Source organism: Streptomyces sp. NPDC002669, from assembly GCF_042889165.1.
Taxonomy (GTDB): domain Bacteria; phylum Actinomycetota; class Actinomycetes; order Streptomycetales; family Streptomycetaceae; genus Streptomyces.
In genome coordinates this window covers 83,469-105,960 of sequence record NZ_JBIAQQ010000004.1, presented here as the reverse complement: position 1 = coordinate 105,960, position 22,492 = coordinate 83,469, and the positions used below count along the sequence as shown (strand labels likewise).

16 protein-coding genes and 1 riboswitch are annotated in these 22,492 nt (G+C 71.1%); of the genes, 7 read left to right on the top strand and 9 right to left on the bottom strand.

The features are described 5' to 3' along the window. Window positions 1–2: 2 nt before the first annotated feature. Window positions 3–136: riboswitch (TPP riboswitch) on the top strand. Then, on the top strand, window positions 129–1,904 hold the full coding sequence (gene thiC, locus ACFYW1_RS07360) for a phosphomethylpyrimidine synthase ThiC (protein ID WP_388988423.1): 1,776 nt from the start codon (window positions 129–131) through the stop codon (window positions 1,902–1,904). (Overlaps the previous riboswitch by 8 nt.) A 110-nt stretch (window positions 1,905–2,014) precedes the next feature. Then, complete coding sequence (locus ACFYW1_RS07355) at window positions 2,015–2,533, top strand: ferredoxin (RefSeq protein ID WP_388988420.1); 519 nt, start codon at window positions 2,015–2,017, stop codon at window positions 2,531–2,533. 138 nt (window positions 2,534–2,671) lie between these two features. Here the strand turns inward: ACFYW1_RS07355 and ACFYW1_RS07350 are convergent, their stop codons facing one another. The 3 genes from ACFYW1_RS07350 to ACFYW1_RS07340 form a co-directional block, all read right to left on the bottom strand. Next, window positions 2,672–3,496: a hypothetical protein gene (locus ACFYW1_RS07350; RefSeq protein WP_388988417.1), complete on the bottom strand. Its 825-nt coding sequence runs from the start codon at window positions 3,494–3,496 to the stop codon at window positions 2,672–2,674. A 184-nt stretch (window positions 3,497–3,680) separates the two neighbouring features. Then, complete coding sequence (locus tag ACFYW1_RS07345; protein ID WP_388988414.1) at window positions 3,681–4,736, bottom strand: metallophosphoesterase; 1,056 nt, start codon at window positions 4,734–4,736, stop codon at window positions 3,681–3,683. Between the two features lie 173 nt (window positions 4,737–4,909). Continuing rightward, window positions 4,910–6,025: a LacI family DNA-binding transcriptional regulator gene (locus ACFYW1_RS07340; protein ID WP_388988411.1), complete on the bottom strand. Its 1,116-nt coding sequence runs from the start codon at window positions 6,023–6,025 to the stop codon at window positions 4,910–4,912. Between the two features lie 370 nt (window positions 6,026–6,395). Here ACFYW1_RS07340 and hisC point away from each other — a divergent pair, with 370 nt between their 5' ends. The 5 genes from hisC (at window position 6,396) to ACFYW1_RS07315 (ending at window position 15,853) form a co-directional block, all read left to right on the top strand. Continuing rightward, window positions 6,396–7,475 (top strand): histidinol-phosphate transaminase, encoded by a 1,080-nt coding sequence (hisC, locus tag ACFYW1_RS07335; protein WP_388988407.1) that lies wholly within the window; start codon window positions 6,396–6,398, stop codon window positions 7,473–7,475. Between the two features lie 327 nt (window positions 7,476–7,802). Continuing rightward, window positions 7,803–9,311 carry a cytochrome ubiquinol oxidase subunit I gene (locus ACFYW1_RS07330; RefSeq protein WP_388988404.1) on the top strand — a complete coding sequence of 503 codons (1,509 nt, stop codon included), beginning with the start codon at window positions 7,803–7,805 and terminating at the stop codon, window positions 9,309–9,311. Window positions 9,312–9,329: 18 nt separating this feature from the next. Next, window positions 9,330–10,331 (top strand): cytochrome d ubiquinol oxidase subunit II, encoded by a 1,002-nt coding sequence (gene cydB, locus ACFYW1_RS07325; protein WP_388988401.1) that lies wholly within the window; start codon window positions 9,330–9,332, stop codon window positions 10,329–10,331. 106 nt (window positions 10,332–10,437) lie between these two features. After that, window positions 10,438–13,998, top strand: coding sequence for a thiol reductant ABC exporter subunit CydD (gene cydD, locus ACFYW1_RS07320; protein WP_388988398.1), 3,561 nt, complete (start codon window positions 10,438–10,440; stop codon window positions 13,996–13,998). A gap of 148 nt (window positions 13,999–14,146) precedes the next feature. Further along, window positions 14,147–15,853, top strand: coding sequence for a GAF domain-containing sensor histidine kinase (locus ACFYW1_RS07315; protein WP_388988395.1), 1,707 nt, complete (start codon window positions 14,147–14,149; stop codon window positions 15,851–15,853). A gap of 85 nt (window positions 15,854–15,938) precedes the next feature. Here ACFYW1_RS07315 and ACFYW1_RS07310 read toward each other — a convergent pair whose 3' ends face one another. The 6 genes from ACFYW1_RS07310 to ACFYW1_RS07285 all read right to left on the bottom strand — a co-directional run bounded on the left by ACFYW1_RS07310 (window position 15,939) and on the right by ACFYW1_RS07285 (window position 22,342). Next, on the bottom strand, window positions 15,939–16,805 hold the full coding sequence (locus tag ACFYW1_RS07310; protein WP_388988390.1) for a Cof-type HAD-IIB family hydrolase: 867 nt from the start codon (window positions 16,803–16,805) through the stop codon (window positions 15,939–15,941). A 279-nt stretch (window positions 16,806–17,084) separates the two neighbouring features. After that, the gene (locus ACFYW1_RS07305) at window positions 17,085–17,984 is read right to left on the bottom strand and encodes an LLM class flavin-dependent oxidoreductase (RefSeq protein ID WP_388988387.1); all 900 of its coding nucleotides are present in this window, start codon (window positions 17,982–17,984) and stop codon (window positions 17,085–17,087) included. A 60-nt stretch (window positions 17,985–18,044) separates the two neighbouring features. Beyond that, window positions 18,045–18,587 (bottom strand): RNA 2'-phosphotransferase, encoded by a 543-nt coding sequence (locus ACFYW1_RS07300; RefSeq protein ID WP_388988384.1) that lies wholly within the window; start codon window positions 18,585–18,587, stop codon window positions 18,045–18,047. Window positions 18,588–18,735: 148 nt separating this feature from the next. Continuing rightward, window positions 18,736–19,686: a MerR family transcriptional regulator gene (locus ACFYW1_RS07295; RefSeq protein WP_388988381.1), complete on the bottom strand. Its 951-nt coding sequence runs from the start codon at window positions 19,684–19,686 to the stop codon at window positions 18,736–18,738. Between the two features lie 26 nt (window positions 19,687–19,712). Next, a complete protein-coding gene (locus ACFYW1_RS07290) occupies window positions 19,713–21,494 on the bottom strand; it encodes an SDR family oxidoreductase (protein WP_388988378.1) in 1,782 nt (593 codons plus the stop codon). Further along, on the bottom strand, window positions 21,491–22,342 hold the full coding sequence (locus ACFYW1_RS07285; protein WP_384216676.1) for a M24 family metallopeptidase: 852 nt from the start codon (window positions 22,340–22,342) through the stop codon (window positions 21,491–21,493). Before ACFYW1_RS07285 ends, ACFYW1_RS07290 begins: the two co-directional genes overlap by 4 nt. Between the last annotated feature and the right edge of the window lie 150 nt (window positions 22,343–22,492).

The following is a 22,492-nucleotide window of genomic DNA, read 5'->3' as shown; positions in this document are numbered from 1 at the left end:
ACCTTTGCACACGCGGGAGCTCGGAGCACCGGGCTGAGAGGGCGCTGACATCCGTACGTCCGTACGGAGAGAGCTGCGCCGACCGCCGAACCTGTTACCGGGTAATGCCGGCGTAGGGAGTAGGTCTCATGACCACATCGGACGCACGCACGCCTGCCTCCAGTCGGAGCGACGAGGCCGGGAAGTCCATCGGCTGGCACAAGGGATACGTCCGGGGCTCGCGCCCGGACCTCCGGGTGCCGGTCCGCCAGGTGCACCTCACCAACGGCAAGGACGTGACGCTGTACGACACGTCGGGGCCGTACACCGATCCCGCCGTCGAGACCGATGTCCGTCGCGGACTCGCGCCGCTGAGGGAGAACTGGATCACTGCCCGCGGCGACACCGAGGAGTACCCGGGCCGCCCCGTCCGTCCCGAGGACGACGGACTCAGGCACACCTCGCCGCGCGGGGGGCTGCGCAACCTCGACGCGGTCTTCCCGGGCCGTCCCCGACTGCCCCGCCGTAGCCGGGACGGGCGGCCCGTGACCCAGCTCGCGTACGCCCGACGGGGCGAGATCACCCCGGAGATGGAGTACGTGGCGATCCGGGAGAACGTCGCGCCGGAGGTGGTGCGCGAGGAGATCGCGGCCGGCCGGGCCGTGCTGCCGGCCAACGTCAACCACCCCGAGATCGAGCCGATGATCATCGGGAAGCGGTTCCTGGTGAAGGTCAACGCCAACATCGGCAACTCCGCGGTGACGTCCTCCATCGAGGAGGAGGTGGAAAAGATGACGTGGGCGACGCGTTGGGGCGCCGATACCGTGATGGATCTGTCCACCGGCCGCAACATTCACACCACCCGTGAGTGGGTTTTGCGTAATTCACCCGTTCCGATCGGTACCGTCCCGCTCTACCAGGCGCTCGAAAAGGTCGACGGCCGGGCGGAGGAACTGAGCTGGGAGATCTACAAGGACACCGTCATCGAGCAGGCCGAGCAGGGCGTCGACTACATGACGGTCCACGCCGGCGTGCGCCTGCCGTACGTGCCGCTGACCGCCCGCCGCAAGACCGGCATCGTCTCGCGCGGCGGCTCGATCATGGCGGCGTGGTGCCTGGCGCACCACAAGGAGTCGTTCCTGTACGAGCACTTCGAGGAGCTCTGCGAGATCCTCGCGGCCTACGACGTGACGTACTCGCTGGGCGACGGGCTGCGGCCCGGGTCGATCGCCGACGCCAACGACGAGGCGCAGTTCGCCGAACTGCGGACGCTCGGCGAACTCAACACGGTCGCCAAGGGGTTCGGCGTCCAGACCATGATCGAGGGGCCGGGACACGTCCCGATGCACAAGATCAAGGAGAACATCGACCTCCAGCAGGAGATCTGCGAGGAGGCGCCGTTCTACACCCTCGGCCCGCTGACCACCGACGTCGCGCCGGCGTACGACCACATCACCTCCGGCATCGGAGCGGCGATGATCGCCTGGTGGGGCACGGCGATGCTCTGCTACGTCACGCCGAAGGAACACCTGGGCCTGCCCGACCGGGACGACGTGAAGACCGGCGTCATCACCTACAAGATCGCGGCCCACGCGGCGGACCTCGCCAAGGGGCACCCGGGGGCGCAGGAGTGGGACGACGCGCTCTCCGACGCCCGGTTCGAGTTCCGCTGGGAGGACCAGTTCAACCTGGCCCTCGACCCGGACACCGCGCGGCAGTACCACGACGAGACGCTGCCCGCGGAGCCGGCGAAGACGGCGCACTTCTGCTCGATGTGCGGCCCGAAGTTCTGCTCGATGAAGATCTCTCAGGACATCCGGCGCGAGCACGGCGGTTCGCAGGAGGAGATCGAGGCCGGGATGCTGGAGAAGTCCAAGGAGTTCGCGGCCTCGGGCAACCGGGTCTACCTGCCGATCGCTGACTGACGCCGGACCATTGATCACGCTGTTCCGGGAAGGGGAAGGGGCTTCCCGGAACAGCGCTCCGGGCTCCCGTGGCCTGCGGCGAGATCGCACGAGGTTCCTATGCTGAGCCGGTGACGCTCTACTACGACCCCGTTGCGAGCCTCGGCAAGGACTGCGAGGCATTCCGAGGCGGCTGGGACGACCGGCTCTGGCTCAATGTCCCGGGGCCCTTCTACGGCGGCGAGACCGATACCTGCCGAACAGGCCGGCTCTCCGCGCCTCAACACGTTCTCTACGGCGGTGAGTACCTGACGGGATACGTCTACCGCCAACCCCGAACCCCGGCAGAGACAGCTCGGTTGGTCGAAGCAGCAGACCAGGACCCCTTTCTTGGTTACGGCTGTGACGGCGACTCGCGGTGGACCCCGGAGGCGGTCCGGGAGTGGTGGCGTGGCCGGGGCCGGATCACGCGGTACCTGTCCGCCCATGACTGGGACGACATGGACTGGGCGGAGCAGGGTGTGGCCGCCGCGGTCCGGGATTTCGCGGACTACATCGCCGGCCCTCTGCCGGGGGACCTGCGGATCTACCTCTACTGGCTGGAAGAGGGACGGTCACCCGTCCCCGGTGAACGGCTGCCCGAGCTGTAGTCGACAGGGTTTCCCGTCCTGGGGCGCTGGTTCAGCCCGAAGTTCCGCTCGGTGAAGATCTCGGGGCCTCCGGCGCGAGCCCGGTGGTTCGCGGGCGGCGGCCGGGGCAGGCCGTCCCCGGCCGGTGTTCGAAGGCGGTCAGTCAGTTTCGTGCTCGGGGCCGCCGAAGTCGGGACTGGTGAAGTCCGGGCTGGTGAACGTCGGCCGGGGGCCCGCCGCAGGGCCGCCGTCGGGACTGGTGAAGTCCGGCCGGCTGTAGCCGACCTTCGGGATGCGGTTCGCCGAGCGGACCGGTGTGCGCGCGGCGCGTCCGGCGGCGGGGTCGTCGAGCGCGTCCCGCAGGAACGGCAGTATGCCGCGCTCCAGCAGGGCGTGGCGCCAGGCCTCCCGGGCCCGCGCCACCTCCTCCGGAAGCTCCTCCTCCGCCTCTTCGACGGGACGCGGCTCCGCGCCGTTGCGCAGCGCGGTGACGAGCAGTCCGACGACGGCGACCAGGATCGCGGCCGCCATGACCGCGGCGAAGAACCAGCCCGCGGAGACCATGGTCGAGGCGAAGGCGGGCGGGTCGTCGAGCAGCCGCAGCAGATAGCCGACCAGCAGGAATATGAACGCGGCGGAGCCCGCGAGCACCGGTGCCAGGGCCGTGACGACGGCCGCTGTGCCCGCGCCCGACTGGCGTTGCCCGCTCGTGCCGGGGGGCGGGCCCGCTTCCTCGTCCTCGTCCTCGGCCGGTCTGCGCAGCTCCTCGCGGGCCTGCACGTAGTGCTGGTACTCGGTGGCGGCCGTCGCGGTGATCAGCGCCGTGGCGTCCAGCGCCATGGTGCGCAGCTGCACGGCGTTGAGCCGTTCGCCGACCGCGGCCAGATCTGGTCGTTCATGGGCATGACGCAGTGCGTCATCGAGGATCCGCTCGTACTCGGGGCGGTCCTCGGCCAGCAGGTGCGGAGCGCTGTTCATGTGCATCCCCCGATGCTCCGTAGGGCCCGATCACCCGCGTTCTCACCGGGCTTTCGAGCGGAAACGGAGGAGAGCCTGCTACTGATACGCCGATGGTAGAGCGCCCACGGCACGGGGAGACAGGGGGTTTCCGGAAATAGGCCCAGCAGTCGGCGCGGTCAGGTCGTGGATGCGTCTTCCCGAAAGAGCGTCAGTCATGCAGAGGCAGCTGGACGACCAGTAGCTTTCCGGCCATGGTCACGCCGCCGTCCATGGCGATGGCGAGTCCGTCCGCGTACACGTGCGGGCCCTCGACCACGGGGCCGGAGCCGTCCTCGCCATCCTCCGAACCGACCTCTCCGAGGAGGTACGGAATGGGGCTGTGACCGTGGACGATGCGCTGTCCGCCGTAGGTCGCCATCAGTTCCCGGACGGCCTGCGGGCCCGCCTCGTCGCGGAAGGCGAACCGCTTGGTGAGCTTCCGGAAGAGGTCCCAGCACTCATCGGCGTCGTTGCGCGTGAGAATGGCGTGCACGTTGTCGTTGACGTCCTCGATGGTGGTGCCGTATTCGAGGTACGCCGTCGTGTCGGAGTGCATCAGCAGATGCCCGTCCTCCTCGACGACCGCGTCGAGCCGGGACATCCACTGGAGGTGGACGTCCTGGAGCCGCTCCATGTCGTTCTTCTGACCGCCGTTGAGCAGCCAGGCGGCCTGGAAGGTGGCGGTGCCCGCGCCGGAGTTGACCGGGGTGTCGTTGAACCGCTTGGCGCCGAGGAGCAGCAGTTCGTGGTTGCCCATCAGGGCCTTGCAGTAGCCGCCGGCGGCGGCGGCCTCGGCGGACAGCCGCATCACCAGGTCGATGACGCCGATGCCGTCGGGGCCCCGGTCGGTGAAGTCGCCGAGGAACCAGAGCCGGGCGTTGCCCGCGGACCACTTGCCGTCGGCGTCGATGAGGCCCTGCTCGGCGAGGGCGGCGCGGAGCTCGTCCAGGTAGCCATGGACGTCGCCGACGACGTACAGCGGGCCACGTCCCTGCTCCGGGGCGGGACGCGGGTCGGGGACGGTCGGCACCTGGAGGGTGTCACCGCGGTTGATCACGGGCAGGTCGCGCGCGGTGGGCGTGTACCCCTCCGGCGGCTCGTCGCCGGGCCCGGCGCTGCCCGGGTGCGACGACGGCGGCACCGGGTTCTGGGCATAGGGCGGTACGCGGAAGTCGCGCAACGTCGCAGTCCGCACCACGGGTTCCTGACCGGCCCCCTGTGTCATCGACCCCTCCACCACCGTCGCGCCGCCGTACACCTGACGGGCCCTGCTGGTCGGGGCGGTCCGCGGTGTCGTGCGCCCATCATAGGAATGCGGATCGTGCTGTGTGACGCACCAGGGGTGGTGAATCCGGACGCACATCGGGTTCACCGGTCGATTGGTCCGAAATCACCCGATCAATCCCTGGCCGGGGAACGGGGCGCACTGACCGTGGTGCGTGGAGGACGGCGCTGCGAGGACGTCCGCACGATGAGTTCCGTCGGTATGACCTGCTCCACGGGTCCGTCGTGTTCGACGCCCTCGATGGCGTCGATCAGGAGCTGGACGACCGCCGTGCCGATCCTGCGCGGCTTGAGCGAGAGCGTGGTGATGGGGGGCTCGGTCGTCGCGTACACGGTCGACTCGCTGCAGCAGACCAGCAGCAGGTCCTCGGGGACCCGCAGACCGTAGCGGCGGGCCGCCGCCAGCAGGTCGGTGCCGTTGGGGTCGAAGAGGCCGTAGACGGCGTCGGGGCGGTCGGGGCGGGCGAGCAGGCGGTCGGCGGCCACCGCGCCCGCGCACGGGTCGTGGGCGGGGTAGGACTCGTACACCGGGTCCTGGCCCACGCGCTCGCACCAGTGGAGGTACGCGGTGGTGGAGAGCCGGGTGTAGGTGTCGGTGGTGGTGCCGGTGAGCAGGCCGATGCGGCGGGCCCCGGCGGCGGCCAGGTGGTCGAGCAGGTCGAGCACGGCGGCGCGGTGGTCGTTGTCGACCCAGGCGGTGACCGGGAGCGTGCCGGCCGGGCGGCCGTCGGAGACGACGGGGAGGCCCTGGCGCACCAGCTCGGTGACGACCGGGTCCTGGTCGGAGGGGTCGATCACGACGGTGCCGTCGAGGGCGACGTTCGACCAGACGTCGTGGCGCGAGGTGGCGGGCAGGATGACGAGGGCGTACCCGCGGGCGAGCGCGGCGGAGGTGGCGGCTCTGGCCATCTCCGCGAAGTACGCGAACTCGGTGAAGGTGAAGGGTTCGTCCCCGTAGGTCGTCACGGTCAGGCCGATCAGGCCCGACTTGCCGGTACGGAGGGTGCGGGCCGCTGCGGAAGGGCGATAGCCCAGGCGCTCTGCGACCTCGCGGACATGGCGGCGGGTGGCGTCCGGGAGCCTGCCCTTGCCGTTGAGCGCGTCGGAGACGGTCGTGATGGAGACTCCGGCGGCGGCGGCCACGTCCCGGATTCCCGCTCGTCCCTGTCGGCCGCCGCCGCGCCGGGGTGTGTCCGTCCGGCTCACCTGGTGCTTCCCTGCTGCTGTCATGGCGAGCCGATAGTAGGGCTCGGACGGGCGGTTGGCCCGGTCGCATATTCATCCGTTGACAGGCACGTTTTTGCATGATCATCAACGGTCAATTGCCTTGTAAATAAAGGGCGTTGGTAAGTCTATCCATGGTGTGTCAGGTGCCTGGGCCGATGGGCCTGCCGAATGACCGATGTCTCGAAGAGGTCTCATCTCACCTCTTCGGGGGACGCGCGCCACGGCGTGAGCCACCGGCGTGCGCGGGAACGGATGGCGCTCCCCCCATTCCCGGCCGCACCGGACGATTGGTCGATCGCCCCATTCGCAGCGGCGCCCAATCCTCATAAGGTGAGCAGTATTGATGTGTACAGACGGTCGAGGAGGACCTGCGGTGAGCGAGACGAGCCCCAAGCTGCGCGCCGAGCTGGACGGCGTCCCCGCCTATGTGCCGGGAAAGCCGGCTGCTGCCGACGGACCGGTCGCGTTCAAGCTGTCCTCCAACGAGAATCCGTATCCGCCGCTGCCCGGGGTGCTGGAGTCCGCCCTGGCGGCGGCCTCGAACTTCAACCGCTACCCGGACATGGCCTGCACCGGTCTGATGAACGAGCTGTCCGACCGTTTCGGTGTGCCCCTTTCGCATCTCGCCACCGGAACCGGTTCGGTCGGTGTGGCGCAGCAGCTGCTCCAGGCCACGTCGGGCCCCGGTGACGAGGTCATCTACGCCTGGCGTTCCTTCGAGGCGTACCCGATCATCACGCAGGTCAGCGGCGCGACCTCGGTGAAGGTCCCGCTGACCGACGGCGAGGTGCACGACCTCGACGCGATGGCGGACGCGATCACGGACCGGACCCGGATGATCTTCGTCTGCAACCCGAACAACCCGACCGGCACCGTGGTGCGCCGGGCCGAGCTGGAGCGGTTCCTGGACCGGGTGCCGGGCGACGTCCTGGTGGTGCTCGACGAGGCGTACCGGGAGTTCATCCGCGACACCGAGGTGCCGGACGGCATCGAGATCTACCGGGACCGGCCCAACGTGGCGGTGCTGCGCACCTTCTCCAAGGCGTACGGCCTGGCGGGTCTTCGGGTCGGCTTCGCCGTGGCCCACGAGCCGGTGGCGGCCGCGCTGCGCAAGACGGCGGTGCCCTTCGGAGTCAGCCAGCTCGCGCAGGACGCCGCGGTGGCCTCGCTGCGCGCCGAGGACGAGCTGCTGGGGCGGGTCGGCTCCCTGGTCTGCGAGCGCGACCGGGTGCAGCGGACGCTGGCCGAGCAGGGATGGACCGTTCCGGAGTCCCAGGCGAACTTCGTCTGGCTGCGGCTCGGGGAGCGCACGGCCGACTTCGCCGCGGTGTGCGAGCGGGCCGGCGTGATGGTCCGGCCTTTCGCGGGCGAGGGCGTGCGGGTCTCGATCGGTGAGGACGAGGCGAACGACCTGTTCCTCAAGGTGACGGAGGCGTACCGCAAGGAGCTGTAGCGCGGCGCGGTCCGCCCGCGCACGACGGCAGGCGCAGGGCCCCGCACCTCGACGAACGAGGTGCGGGGCCCTGTCGCGTGGAGCCCCGGCAGGGGTCGGGCGGTGGCCCGGAAGGGCTGCCTCCGGTTGTCTGCTTCGGGGGGAATGATCGGAACGCTGCCGGAACGCCCGAAGAGGGGTACCCCGCCCGAACGTCCCGAAAGTCTGTGCGCCATAATGCTTGTGAATGTGAACGCGTTCACAAGCGTGTCCTTTTTGCTCCTCTGGTTAGTCGGGCTTAAAGGGCAAACTGCCGGAATGGATACGGCGAAGTAAGGAGAAGACGACGTGGAGCTGGCTCTGGCGCCGGAAACCATGGCGCGATGGCAGTTCGGTATCACCACCGTCTACCACTTCCTGTTCGTCCCGCTGACGATCTCTCTCGCCGCGCTCACCGCCGGCCTGCAGACCGCCTGGGTACGGACGAACAACCAGAAGTACCTCAGGGCGACGAAGTTCTGGGGCAAGCTCTTCCTGATCAACATCGCCATGGGTGTCGTCACCGGCATCGTCCAGGAGTTCCAGTTCGGCATGAACTGGTCCGACTACTCGCGGTTCGTCGGCGACATCTTCGGTGCCCCGCTCGCGTTCGAGGCGTTGATCGCGTTCTTCTTCGAGTCCACCTTCATCGGGCTGTGGATCTTCGGCTGGGACAAGCTGCCGAAGAAGATCCACCTCGCCTGCATCTGGATGGTCTCCATCGGGACCATCCTGTCCGCGTACTTCATCCTGGCCGCCAACTCCTGGATGCAGCACCCGGTCGGCTACCGGATCAACGAGGAACGCGGCCGGGCCGAGCTCACCGACTTCTGGCGCGTGCTCACCCAGAACACCGCGCTCACCCAGTTCTTCCACACCATCACCGCGGCCTTCCTGGTCGGCGGCGCGTTCATGGTCGGCATCGCCGCCTTCCACCTGGCGCGCAAGCGGCACATTCCGGTGATGCGGACCTCGCTGCGGCTCGGGCTGATCACGATCGTGATCGCCGGACTGCTCACCGCCGTCAGCGGCGACCGGCTGGGCAAGGTCATGTTCAAGCAGCAGCCGATGAAGATGGCCGCGGCCGAGGCGCTCTGGGAGGGCGAGGAGGGCGCGCCGTTCTCGATCTTCGCGGTCGGTGACGTGGCCAAGGGCCACAACACCGTGGAGATCTCCATCCCGGGGATACTGTCCTTCCTCGCCGACGACACCTTCACCTCGTACGTCCCCGGCATCAACGACATCAACAAGGCCGAGCAGGAGAAGTTCGGCCCCGGCGACTACCGGCCCAACATCCCGGTCGCGTTCTGGAGCTTCCGCTGGATGATCGGCTTCGGGATGGCCTCCTTCGGCCTCGGCCTCCTCGGGCTGTGGCTGACCCGGAAGAAGTTCATGCTGCCGCCGGCGCTGCGGACCGGTGAGGACGAAGTGCCGAACCTGGTCCTCTTCAAGAACAAGGCGCTCAGCCCGAAGCTCGCCAGGGGCTACTGGATCCTCGCGCTCTGGACCCTGCTCTTCCCGCTGATCGCCAACTCCTGGGGCTGGATCTTCACCGAGATGGGGCGTCAGCCCTGGGTCGTCTACGGCGTGCTCCAGACCCGCGACGCGGTCTCCCCCGGCGTCTCGCAGGGCGAGGTGATCACCTCGCTGGTCGGATTCACCCTGCTCTACGCCGTGCTCGCGGTCATCGAGGTCAAGCTGCTCGTGAAGTACATCAAGGCGGGCCCGCCGGAGCTCACGGAGGCCGACCTCAACCCGCCCACCAGGATCGGCGGCGACCACGAGGACGCCGACCGGCCGATGGCCTTCTCCTACTGAGAACAGCGGAGCTGAGAGATGGAACTCCACGACGTCTGGTTCGTGCTCATCGCCGTCCTCTGGACCGGCTACTTCTTCCTGGAGGGATTCGACTTCGGGGTCGGTGTCCTCACCAAGCTGCTGGCCCGTGACCGCAAGGAACGCCGGGTCCTGATCAACACGATCGGGCCCGTCTGGGACGGCAACGAGGTGTGGCTGCTCTCCGCGGGCGGCGCGACCTTCGCCGCCTTCCCCGAGTGGTACGCCACCCTGTTCTCCGGTTTCTACCTGCCGCTGCTGATCATCCTGGGCTGCCTGATCGTGCGCGGGGTCGCCTTCGAATACCGGGCCAAGCGGTCCGGCGAGAAGTGGCAGACCAACTGGGAGCACGCGATCTTCTGGACCTCGTTGATCCCCGCCCTGCTCTGGGGCGTGGCCTTCGGGAACATCGTGCGCGGCGTGAAGATCGACGCCGACATGGAGTACGTGGGCAACTTCTGGGACCTGCTCAACCCGTACGCCCTCCTCGGCGGACTGGTCACGCTCTCCCTCTTCACCTTCCACGGCGCCGTGTTCGTGGGGCTCAAGACGGTCGGGGACATCCGGGAGCGGGCGGGCAGGCTGGCGCTGAAGCTGGGCGTCGTCACCGCGGTGCTCGCGCTCGGCTTCCTGATCTGGACCCAGCTCGACCACGGCAACGGCTGGAGCCTGCTGGCGACGGTCATCGCCGCGGTGGCGCTGGTCGGCGCGATCGTCATGATCGCGGTGGGACGTGAGGGCTGGTCGTTCGCGCTCTCCGGAGTGACCATCACGGCCGCGGTGGCGATGCTCTTCCTGTCGCTCTTCCCGAACGTCATGCCGTCCTCGCTGAACGACGCCTGGAGCCTCACGGTCACCAACGCCTCGTCCACCCCGTACACGCTGAAGATCATGACCTGGTGCGCCGGGATCGCCACCCCCCTCGTCCTGCTGTACCAGGGCTGGACGTACTGGGTGTTCCGCAAGCGCATCGGTACGCAGCACATCGCCGAAGCGCACTGAACGCACACGGGGCCCGGTCGGCGGGCCGGGACCGGGGCGCGACACCGGCCCCGTCCCGCCGGCCAGGACCTCGTCCACCGACCTAGCTCGCCAGGGGCTGTTTCACGTGAAACCGATCGATCCGCGGCTGCTCCGTCACGCCCGTGCCACCCGCCTCTTCCTGGCCGCCGTGGTGGCGCTCGGCGCCCTCGGGGCGGGGCTGGTCATCGCCCAGGCCATGCTCATCGCCGAGGTGGTGGTGGGCGGCTTCGAGGACGGGCTGACCGTCTCCGGGCTGCGGACCCCGCTGATCCTGCTCGCCGCGGTCGCGCTGGGGCGGGCGCTGGTCTCCTGGCTGACCGAGCTGGCCGCGTACCGGACCGGCGCGGCGGTCAAGTCCGAACTCCGGGGTCGGCTGCTGGACCGTGCCGCGGAGCTCGGGCCGGGATGGCTCGGCGATCAGCGCACCGGCTCCCTGGTGACGCTCGCCACCCGGGGCGTCGACGCGCTCGACGACTACTTCGCGCGCTATCTGCCACAGCTCGGACTCGCGGTGATCGTGCCGGTGGCGGTCCTCGCCAGGATCGTCACCGAGGACTGGGTCTCGGCGGCGATCATCGTGGTCACCCTGCCGCTCATCCCGCTCTTCATGATCCTGATCGGCTGGGCCACCCAGACACGGATGGACCGTCAGTGGCGGCTGCTGTCCCGGCTCTCCGGACACTTCCTCGACGTGGTCGCCGGACTGCCGACGCTGAAGGTCTTCGGCCGGGCCAAGGCGCAGGCCGAGTCCATCCGCACGGTCACCGCCCAGTACCGCGGGGCCACCCTGCGGACCCTGCGCATCGCGTTCCTGTCGTCCTTCGCGCTGGAACTGCTGGCGACGCTGTCGGTGGCCCTCGTCGCCGTCACCATCGGGATGCGGCTGGTACACGGCGAACTCGACCTCCACACCGGTCTGGTCGTGCTGATCCTGGCCCCCGAGGCATATCTGCCGATCCGCCAGGTCGGTGCGCAGTACCACGCGGCGGCCGAGGGGCTCTCGGCCGCCGAGGAGATCTTCGCGGTCCTGGAGACCGAGCCCCGGACCGGCGGCACGGCACCGGTCCCCCGGTCGCTGCGGCTGGAACTGGAGGGGGTGACGGTACGGCACGAGGGCCGTACCGCGCCGTCCCTGGACCGGGCCTCGCTGGTGGTGGAGGAGGGGGAGACCGTCGCCCTGGTCGGCCCCAGCGGCGTCGGGAAGTCCACCCTGCTCGATGTGGTGCTGGGGTTCACGGCGCCCGCCGAGGGGCGGGTGCGGGTCGGCGGCGTCGAGCTGGCGGACCTCGCGCCCGAGCGGTGGCGGGAGCGGATCGCCTGGGTGCCGCAGCGCCCGTACCTCTTCGCGGGCACGATCGCGGAGAACGTACGGCTGGCCCGTCCCGACGCGGACGACGCCGCGGTGGCGGCCGCCCTGCGCGAGGCGGGGGCCCACGACTTCGTGGCGGAGCTGCCCGACGGCGCCCGGACGCTTCTCGGCGAGGACGGGGCGGGGCTCTCCGCCGGACAGCGGCAGCGGCTCGCCCTGGCCCGGGCCTTCCTCGCCGACCGGCCGCTGCTGCTGCTCGACGAGCCGACCGCGAGCCTGGACGGCGAGACGGAGGCGGGCATCGTCGAAGCGGTACGGAGGCTGGCGGCGGGCCGCACCGTCCTGCTGGTGGTGCACCGCCCGGCGCTGCTGTCGGTGGCCGACCGGGTGGTGACGCTGGCCCCGGGGACACCGCAGCGGCCGGAACGGTCCGGCGGGACCGGGGCGCCGGTCGCGGCGCCGGCGCTGCCGGAGCGGGCCGAGGGGCCCGTGGCGGCGGAAGTCACCGGGGCTATCCGGGAGACCGCGCCCCGCTCCGGAAACGTCCTGGCCCGGGTCAGGGAGGCCGCGGGGGCACAGCGCGGCCGACTGGCCCTCGCGCTGCTGCTGGGAAGCCTCGCCCTGGGCTCGGCGGTCGGGCTCATGGCGGTGTCCGGCTGGCTGATCTCCCGCGCCTCCGAGCAGCCCCCGGTGCTCTATCTGATGGTCGCGGTGACCGCGACGCGCGCCTTCGGCCTCGGGCGGGCCGTCTTCCGCTACGCCGAGCGCCTGGTGTCGCACGACGCGGTGCTCAAGATGCTCGCCGAGCTGCGGGTCTCGGTCTACCGGGGGCTGGAGCGCATCGCACCCGCCGGTCTGCGCCGGACCCGGCGCGGGGACCTGCTCTCCCGGCTCGTCGCCGATGTCGACGCCCTGCAGGACTACTGGCTGCGCTGGATGCTGCCGGTCGCGACCGCCGCGGTCGTCGGCACGGCCACCGCCGGTTTCGTCGGCTGGCTGCTCCCGGCGGCGGGCGCCGTGCTGGCCGCCGGACTCCTGCTGGCCGGGGTGGGAGTCCCCCTGGTCGCCGGGGCCTGCTCCCGCCGCACGGAACGCCGGCTGGCCCCCGCACGCGCCGAGCTGGCCACCCGGATCACCGACCTCCTCGGCGGTACCGCCGAGCTGACCGTCGCGGGCGCCCTGCCCGCCCGCTCGGCACGGGCCCGGGAGGCCGACGGCGTACTGACCCGCATCGCCGCCCGAGCGGCGGCCGCCACCGCCCTCGGCGGCGGCCTCACCGCGCTGATCGGCGGCCTCACCGTCATCGCCACCGCGCTCGTCGCCCTCCCGGCCGTGCGGGACGGCCGGCTCGCGGGCGTGGAACTCGCCGTGGTGGTGCTCACGCCGCTGGCCGCCTTCGAGGCGGTGACCGGCCTGCCGCTCGCCGTGCAGTACCGCCACCGGGTCAAGCGGAGCGCGGAGCGGGTGTTCGAGGTGCTGGACGCCCCGCTGCCCGTGCACGAACCCGACGACCCGGCCGAGGCCCCCGCCACGCCCTTCCCGCTGGAGGTGCGGGGACTGTCCGCCCGGTACGCGGGAACGGACCGGGACGCCCTCGACGCCGTGGACCTGACGCTGACGGCCGGTCGGCGCATCGCCGTCGTCGGCCCCTCCGGCTCGGGGAAGACGACCCTCGCCCAGGTCCTGCTCCGCTTCCTGGACGCACGGACGGGGACGTACCGGATCGGCGGGGTCGAGGCCCGTGCGCTGGAGGGGGACGCGGTGCGGCGGTTCGTCGGGCTGTGCGCCCAGGACGCCCATGTCTTCGACAGCTCCATCCGGGAGAACCTGCGGCTCGCCCGCCCCGACGCGACGGACGACGAACTGCGCGACGCCCTCGGCCGGGCCAGGCTGCTCGACTGGGTCGAGTCGCTGCCCGACGGGCTGGACGCCCCGGTCGGCGAGCACGGCGCACGCCTCTCCGGTGGTCAGCGCCAACGCCTCGCCCTGGGCCGGGCGCTCCTCGCCGACTTCCCGGTGCTCGTCCTGGACGAGCCGGCCGAGCACCTCGACCTGGCGACCGCGGACGCCCTGACCGCCGACCTGCTGGTCGCCACCCGCGGACGCACCACCGTCCTGATCACCCACCGCCTGCGGGGGCTCGAAGCCGTCGACGAGGTGCTGGTGCTGGACGCCGGACGGATCTTGCAGCGCGGCCCGTACGCCGGCCTCGCCGCCGTCGAGGGCCCGCTGCGCCGGATGCTGGCACGCGAACGCGAGCAGGAGGCCATGGCCGTACGGCATCCGGACGAGGCCGCGGAACCGGTGCCCGACAGGGCGGTGGACGTACGGGTGTGAGCGGCGTACGGCCGGGGCGGCACGGGGACGTGTGGGACGGGTGCACGGCCACGGGGGACGGGCACACGGACGCGGGAGACGTGCCCGTGAGGGGCCGGAGCATCGAAGCCGACTTTCCTCGCCAATCGTCCCTAATTACGCTCTGGGTATGTCTGAGCAGGTCCCGAAGGACCCACGCGAAGCCGCTGCACGGGAGCCCCACGGCCTGCAGGGTCTGTCCACCGAGATCACCACCCGCATCCCGCGCCTGCTGGAGGCCATGCGCTCCGTCGGGGCGGGCCTGGAACTGCACTCCACCCTCGACCGGATCTGCGAGACGGCCGCCGAACTGGCCCACTGCCGCTACGCGGCCATCGGCGTCGTCGACGAGGAGGGCGCGGGACTCTCCGACTTCGTCACGTACGGGGTGCCGGACGAGGTGGCGGACGAGATCGGCCACCGCCCCGACGGCCATCGGGGACTGCTCGGTGCGCTGATCCACGACCCGGTACCGCTGCGGCTGGCCGACCTGACGGCCGATCCGAGGTTCGCCGGGTTCCCGCCGGGCCACCCCCCGATGCGGACCTTTCTCGGCGTCCCCATCCGGGTGCAGGACGAGATCTTCGGCAACCTCTACCTGGCCGAGAAGGACGACGGCGCCGAGTTCAACGACTACGACCTGCACATGGTGCGGGTCCTGGCCACGGAGGCGGGCATCGCCATCGGCAACGCCCGGCTGTACGAGGCGGCGCGCCAGCGCGAGCGCTGGATCGACGGATCGGTCGCCGTGACCACCGCGCTGCTCTCCGGCGGGGACGCCGACGACGCGCTCTCCGTCGTCGCCGAACAGGCCCGCCGCCTCGCCGGCTCGGCCGCCGGCATCGTGCTGCTGCCGACCGGGGAGGGCGGCCTGGAGATCGTCGCCGTCTCCGCGGACGACCCGGCCACCTCGCTCGGGATGATCATCGGACCCGAGAGCCCGGTGGTGGCGAAGCTGCTGAGCGGCGAAGCAGTCTTCGTGGACGACTGCGCCACCGACTTCCGCATGGTCACCGAGCTGGCAAATCGTTTCGGCCCGAGCATGCTGCTGCCCCTGCACAGTGGCGGGCGGGTGCTGGGCGCGCTCGCCACCCCCCGTGCCCGCGGCGGTCGGCCGTTCACCGAGGCGGAACGGACCCTCGCCGTCCAGTTCGCCTCGCAGGCCGCGCTCGCGCTGATGATGGCCGAGGCGCAGCGGGACCGGGAACGGCTCGCGGTCTACGAGGACCGGGACCGGATCGCCCGTGACCTGCACGATCTGGTCATCCAGCGGCTGTTCGCCACCGGGATGATGCTGGAGAGCGCCCAGCGCAGATCGGCCGAGACGGACGTGCAGACCGGTGTCGGCCGGGCGGTCGACGAACTGGACGTGACCATCCAGGAGATCCGTACCGCGATCTTCGCCCTTCAGCAGGAACCCGCCGAGGCGCCGTCGGGGCTGCGCACCCGCGTCCTGCGCGAGATCAACATGGCGGCGGTCCCTCTGGGCTTCAAGCCCTCGCACCGCTTCCTCGGGCCGGTCGACTCGCTGGTCGGCGAGCTGACCGGCAAGAACCTGATCGCGGCGCTGCGCGAGGCACTGTCCAACGCCTTCCGGCACGCGGAGGCGTCGCTGATCGACGTGGTCGTCGACGCGACCGCCACCCTGCCCGACGGGACGGACGCGGTGCGGCTGTCGGTCGCCGACGACGGGGTGGGCATCCCGGAGGGCGGCCGTCGCAGCGGGCTGCGGAACCTGGCGCGCCGGGCGGAGTCGCTCGGCGGCGCGAGCTGGTTCGGCCCCGGCATCGGTCCGGACGGGGGCGGCACGACCGTGGTGTGGGAGGTGCCCCTCTGATCCGCCGGGGGCGGCCCGGACCGCCCGCCACCCGGCCGGCGGGGCACGGCGTGATGCGGCGGGACGGGACGCGACGCGGCGGGGGTCAGTGCGCCGCGTCGGCCGCGCGGCGCTCGGCGATGATCCGCTCGATGACGACGGCGACGCCGTCCTCGCCGTTGGTGGCGGTCTGCCCGGAGGCGGCGGCGATCGCGGCCGGGTGGGCGTTGCCCATCGCGTACGACGTGCCCGCCCAGCTGAGCATTTCCACGTCGTTGGGCATGTCTCCGAAGGCGACGACCTCGGCGGGCGATATGCCGCGCTCGGCGCAGCACAGCTCCAGCGTGCTGGCCTTGGAGACCCCGGGGCCGCTGATCTCCAGCAGGGCCGTGGGGCTGGACCGGGTGAAGGAGGCCCGGTCCCCGGCCGCCGCGCGGGCCAGGGCGAGGAACTCGTCCGGGGTCAGTTCGGTGTGGTGGGCGAGGAGCTTCAGCACCGGTGCGCCGGTCCCGGGCGCCTCCTCGTGCAGCAGCTTCTCGGCGACGGCGACCGTGGCGCCCGGGTCCAGGTGGAAGGGCGGGTAGGCCGGTTCGTAGTGGATGCCGGTGGACAGCTCGACGGCGAACGAGGTGCCGGGGACGGCGGCGCGCAGCGCGTGCACGATGCCGAGCGCGATGGGCCGCTCCAGCGGACGGACCTCGATCAGCCTGCCGCCGTCGTGCAGATCGGCAACCGCCGCGCCGTTCGCACAGATCGCCAGGCCGTGGCCGTGGACGTGGTCGCTGACGACGTCCATCCAGCGGGCCGGGCGGCCGGTGACGAAGAAGACCTCGATACCGGCCTCCTCGGCGGCGGCGAGCGCGGCGACCGTACGGTCCGAGACCGTCTTGTCGTCGCGCAACAGGGTGCCGTCCAGGTCGGTGGCGATCAGCCGGATGGCGGCAGGCGAAGGCGAGTCGGTAGCTGAGGTCACCCACCCATTCTCGCGTACGAGGGTGCACGGGCGTGCGGAGGGGCGCACATCTGAGGGTGCACGCCCCTGACCGGGGAACATGCCAGACGCATATGCCAAGAGGGCGGAAACGGCTTGTCGGTCCGTCGGCCCGATGACCGCGCCGCGACCGGTGACGACGGCCGCGGCGGGCGACGGGTGATGGGGGACGGACGACGGACTACGGGCGACGTGCCCCGGCCACCGGGTTGAAATGCCGACCGGGTCGAGGTGCCGAACGCGGTACGGGGCCGACTGCGGTCAGTGGCCGATCTGGGCCAGGCCCTCCGTGGCGATGCGCTCGAAGACCTTCTCGTCGGCGGCGAAGTCGGAGTCCTGGATCGGCCAGTGGATGACGATCTCCGTGAAGCCCAGCGCGAAGTGGGTGCCCGCGAAGTCCACGAAGGCGTCGAAGGATTCCAGCGGGCGGTCCGGGGTGAAACCGGTGAGCAGGATCTTGTCCAGCTCGGCGACGTCCCGGCCGATGGCCTCGCAGGCGGCGCCCAGCTTGGTGAGCTGTCCGCGGATGGCCTCCACCGACTGCTCGGGGGTGCCCGTCTCGTACAGCTTCGGGTCGCCCGTGGTCACCCACGCCTGGCCGTGCCGGGCGGCGAGCCTCATGCCGCGCGGGCCGGTGGCCGCCACCGCGAACGGCAGCCGGGGCCGCTGCACGCAGCCGGGGATGTTCCGGGCCTCGTTCGCCGCGTAGAGGGGGCCCTCGTACGTCACCGAGGGCTCGCGCAGCAGCCGGTCCAGCAGCGGGACGAAGTCGTCGAAGTGATCGGCGCGCTCGCGCGGCGTCCACGGCTCCTCACCGGCCCGCCGCAGCGTCATGGCGTCGAAGCCGTTGCCCCCGGCGCCGATGCCGAGGGTGACACGCCCGTCGGAGACGTCGTCGAGGGTGATGAGGTCCTTGGCGAGCGTGACGGGATGCCGGAAGTTGGGGGAGGTGACGAGGGTGCCCAGGCGCAGCCGTTCGGTGGCCGCAGCCGCGGCGGTGAGGGTCGGTACCGCACCGAACCACGGGCCGTCGCGGAAGGTGCGCCAGGACAGGTGGTCGTACGTGTAGGCGGCGTGGAACCCCAGTTCCTCGGCGCGCCGCCAGACCTTCCGGCCCTCGCTCCAGCGGTGGATCGGCAGAATCACAGTGCTCAGACGCATGGATACGACCATACGGACCGGTCGTGCGCACCGGAAACGACCGGGCGCGCTCTGCCCGGGTCAGTCCCGGAAGCGCAGGAACTCGGGCGGCACCGCGGCGGTGAGCCAGACGCCGTTGGCACTGACGCAGAAGGTGTGGCCCGCGCGGTGCATCGCGCCCGCGTCCACGGACAGGACGACGGGCCGGCCGCGCCGGGCACCGACTTTGGTCGCGGTCTCGCGGTCGGGGGAGAGGTGGACGTGGGTGCGGTTCATGGGCCGCAGGCCCTCGTCGCGGATCGCGTCCAGCACCCGGCCCACCGTGCCGTGGTAGAGGTACGCGGGCGGCTCGGCCGGCAGCAGACCGAGATCGACGGGAACGGTGTGGCCCTGGCTCGCACGGATGCGGTCGTTCTCGACGGCGAAGCGCTGCTTGTCGTTGGAGGCGACGACGTGGTCGAGCTCGGCCCGGGTGAGGGGGAAGTTGTTGCGGGCCGTGGCACGCAGCAGCTCGTCGATCGGCACCCACCCGTTGGCGTCGAGCGTGATCCCGATCCGCTGCGGCTGGTGCCGCAGGTGCTTCGAGAGGTACTTGGACACCTTTACGGTGCGTTTCTCGTCCATCCCGCCAGGGTGCCCGGCACCATTTTCCGGGCGCATCCGAATTTTGCGCACGGTTTGCTCAAGCGATTTCCGTCCACAGGTTTGATCCACAGTCAACTTGAGTTATCCACAGAAGAATTGGCGATCCTGTGGACAAGTCCCTTGAATATCAACCCATTTGGTCAACTTGCCCTGTTCTGGCGCCTGGTGAGGCAAGTGCATCCAATGTCCTTGACTGCACCTCGCGTTCCGCAGCGGCCGCGATGAAGGCGGAGACGTTCTGTTCCCCGACGAGCCGCCGCACCGCGCTGACGGTGCCCGGCGGCAGCTCCACCCGGTGCGCCGCCGTCGGGGGCGCACCGGGGGTCAGTGGGGTGTCCGCACTCAGGTGGTGGTGCAGATGACGTGTCGCGAACAGGCGCATCGCACGCGCCAGTTCGGCGTCCACGGTCTGCTGGGCCAGCGGACGCAGCCTGCGCACCATGGCGGCCGCCTCCGCCGCGTCCGAGTCGGTCGGCGGCCGGTGACCGAGATAGCGCGCGAAGACGTGCTCGGTGGTGAACTCCAGGAAGCGGGAGGCTATGTGCTCGACCTGGCCGCGGAGCTCCCGCAGATGGCCGGAGATCGCGCTCAGCGGAACGCCCGCCGCGTACAGCTCCACCGCCACGGCCAGCTCCTGGGGGCTCGGCACCAGGAACTCGTCGTCCTTGCCCGGGATCGGTTCGAGCACGCCGAGGTCCATCGCCTCGACGACCGCCTCGTCGTCCGGGGTCCCGCCGAACCTCTCGTTCAGCTCGGCCCGGGTGATCCGGTCGGCCCGCTCGTCCGTCCACGGGCCGTGCACCTCGGCGACGAGACCGAGCACCCCGCCCAGTCCCCGGCCCGTGTCCCAGGCGTCCAGGAGCTCCTTGATGCTGGCCAGGGTGTAGCCCCGGTCCAGCAGATCGGCGATCTGCCGGAGCCGGGCCAGGTGGGTGTCCCGGTACACATTGGCCCGGCCGCGCCGCTCGGGCGTCGGCAGCAGGCCGCGGTCCTGATAGGCGCGGATCGTTCGGACGGTGGCCCCGCTCGCGTGCGCCAGGTCCTCGATCCGGTACTCGGCGGCTGCCGACCGGTCCACCGCCGGCACCGGCTGCCCGGGGCCGCTCACAGCGGCGGCTTCAGCCGGGCGATCCCGCGCAGCGCAGCGGGACTGAACCGGGACAGGAGCCGGGCCCCGCGGGCCTCCGGCGTCACCGGCACGACGGCCTGGTTGCGCACCACCGCCTTGAGGATCGCGTCGGCGACCCGCTCCGGCGGGTAGTTGCGGAGCCCGTACAGCCGACTGGTCCGTTTCCGCAGCCGCTGCTCCTCCGCGGCGTCGGCACCGGCGAAGCGCGCGGTCGCGGTGATGTTCGTGTTGACGATGCCGGGGCAGATGGCGCTGACCCCGATCGACCGGTCGGCGAGCTCGGCCCGCAGACACTCGCTGAGCATCAGCACGGCCGCCTTGGACGTGCTGTACGCGGGCAGCGCCCGGGAGGGCTGGTAGGCGGCGGCGGAGGCGGTGTTGACGATGTGGCCGCCCTGGCCGCGCTCGGCCATCTGCCGGCCGAAGATCCGGCAGCCGTGGATGACCCCCCACAGATTGACGTCGAGGACGCTCTTCCAGTCCTCGCTCGTGGTGTCCAGGAAGGAGCCGGACAGGCCGATCCCGGCGTTGTTGACCAGGACGTCGACGACGCCGTACTCGGCGGCCACCTTCTCGGCGAGCTTCTCCATCGCCTGCTCGTCGCTGACGTCCACGGCTTCGCCCCAGGCGGCCGGGGAGCCGATCAGCCGGGCCATCTCCGCGGTCCGGGCCGCCCCCTCCGCGTCCCGGTCCACGGCCACCACCCGGGCCCCCGCCTCGGCGAACGCGAAGGCGGTGGCGCGGCCGATGCCGCCGGCCGCCCCCGTCACCAGGACCAGCTGCCCCCCGAACCTTTCCGAGTACGCCCCGGACGGCGCGGTGTCCTGCACCGGACGGCCGTCCTCCGTGGCGGACTCGTTGGCGGCGACGAACTCGTCGATCCAGGCGGCGAGCCGGTCGGGCCTGGTGCGCGGCACCCAGTGCTTGCCCTCCAGCGAACGGCGCACCAACTGCGGGGCCCACAGCTCCAGTTGGTCGTACAGTTTCTCCGAGAGGAAGACGTCCCCGGTCGGCGTGATCAGCTGGACCGGCACATGCGCGTAGGCGTCCGTGCGCGGCCGGCTCAGCCGGGCGCGCACATTGTCCCGGTAGAGCCAGGCGCCGTGTGCCGCGTCATCGGGCAGTGAGGACGTCGGGTAGTCGCCGGCGGGCACCTTCTCCAGCCGCTGGAGCATCTGCGGCCACCGCTTGCCGAGCGGGCCGTGCCAGGCCAGCTCGGGCAGCACCGGGGTGTGCAGCATGTAGACGTACCAGGACTTGGCGCCCTGGCCGAGCAGCTGGCCGACCCGGCGCGGGGTGGGCCGGGACATCCGCTGCTTGATCCAGTGCCCGAAGTGGTCCAGGGAAGGCCCGGACATCGAGGTGAACGAGGCGATCCGGCCCTCGGTGCGCTTGACCGTGACGAACTCCCACGACTGGACCGACCCCCAGTCGTGCCCCACCAGGTGCACCGGGCGGTCCGGGCTCACCGCGTCGGCGACGGCCAGGAAGTCGTCGGTGAGCTTCTCCAGGGTGAAGCCGCCGCGCAGCGGCTTCGGGGCCGTGGACCGGCCGTGCCCGCGCACGTCGTACAGCACGACGTGCCACCGGTCGGCCAGCTGCCTGGCGACCTCCGTCCAGACCTCCTTGCTGTCCGGATAGCCGTGCACCAGCACGACCGTCGGCCGCGCCGCGTCCCCCAGCTCGACCACGCACAGCTCGATGCCGCCCGTGCGCACCCGGCGCTCGCGCGCCCCCGGCAGATCCAGCAGGCTCATGCCGCCACCCTTTCCTCGGCCCAGCGCCGCACGTGCGGCAGATCGTCGTCCAGCCAGAAGGCGCTCTGCTCGGGGTCCTTGGAGTCGGTGACCACCAGGATCTCCTCGAACTTGGCCCCCGTGCCGCGGAATCCGAGATGGGGCTCGACGGCCCACAGCCCCGGCTGCGGCGGATGGTCGGAGAAGCGGTACGGGCTCCACAGCGGCGACCAGCCCTCCCGGTGCCCGTGCAGCGCGTCGCTCAGCAGCCCCTTGAGGGACTGGGTGCCGAAGCCGAACACGTGCGGGGCCCAGCGCCGCTCGACCACCCGGTCGACCTTGTGGGCGATGACGCCGAACGGATACGCGCGATGCCGGTTGGCGTACCCCTGCCGGATCATCAGGCGCTCGACGTCCTCGTAGATCTCGCGCAGCGAACGCCGCTCGCGCACCTCGCGCAGGATCAGCTCGCGATGGTCCTCCAGGTCGGCCAGGAGCCGGTCGTGCAGCGGATTCAGCCCGAGGCAGCCGGAGTAGCCGATGTCCGCCGTGAAGCCCTTGTACACCGGGGCCATGTCGAGGATGAACGGCATCCCCGGCTCCAGCCTCCGGTCGGTCGGGAAGAACTGCAGCGGCACCTTGAACCCGGCGAACGCCGTGCGGTCGCCGAACCAGGCGAAGGGGAGGTGGAACCAGTCCCGCACCCCGCGCTCGCGCAGCCAGTCGCGCTGCATGCGGGCCGCCTCGCGCTCGGTCACCCCCGGCCGCAGCCGGCCGGCGACCGCTTCCGCGCAGGCGTACGCGAGCCGCTGGACTTCTCTGAACCCATCCAGCTCCGGGGCCCGTTGGTCCTTCACTGCCGAGGCCATGCCACCGTCCGTTCCCTGCCGTGTGCGGTACGTGTCCGTAACGTGACACTGATGAATGTGACAATGCCCGGCGGCTACGTCAAGGGGTGCGCGGAGACCTGTGGACAACTTCGGGGCAACGACGGGGGCGCGGCCGGCCCCGGCCCTCGG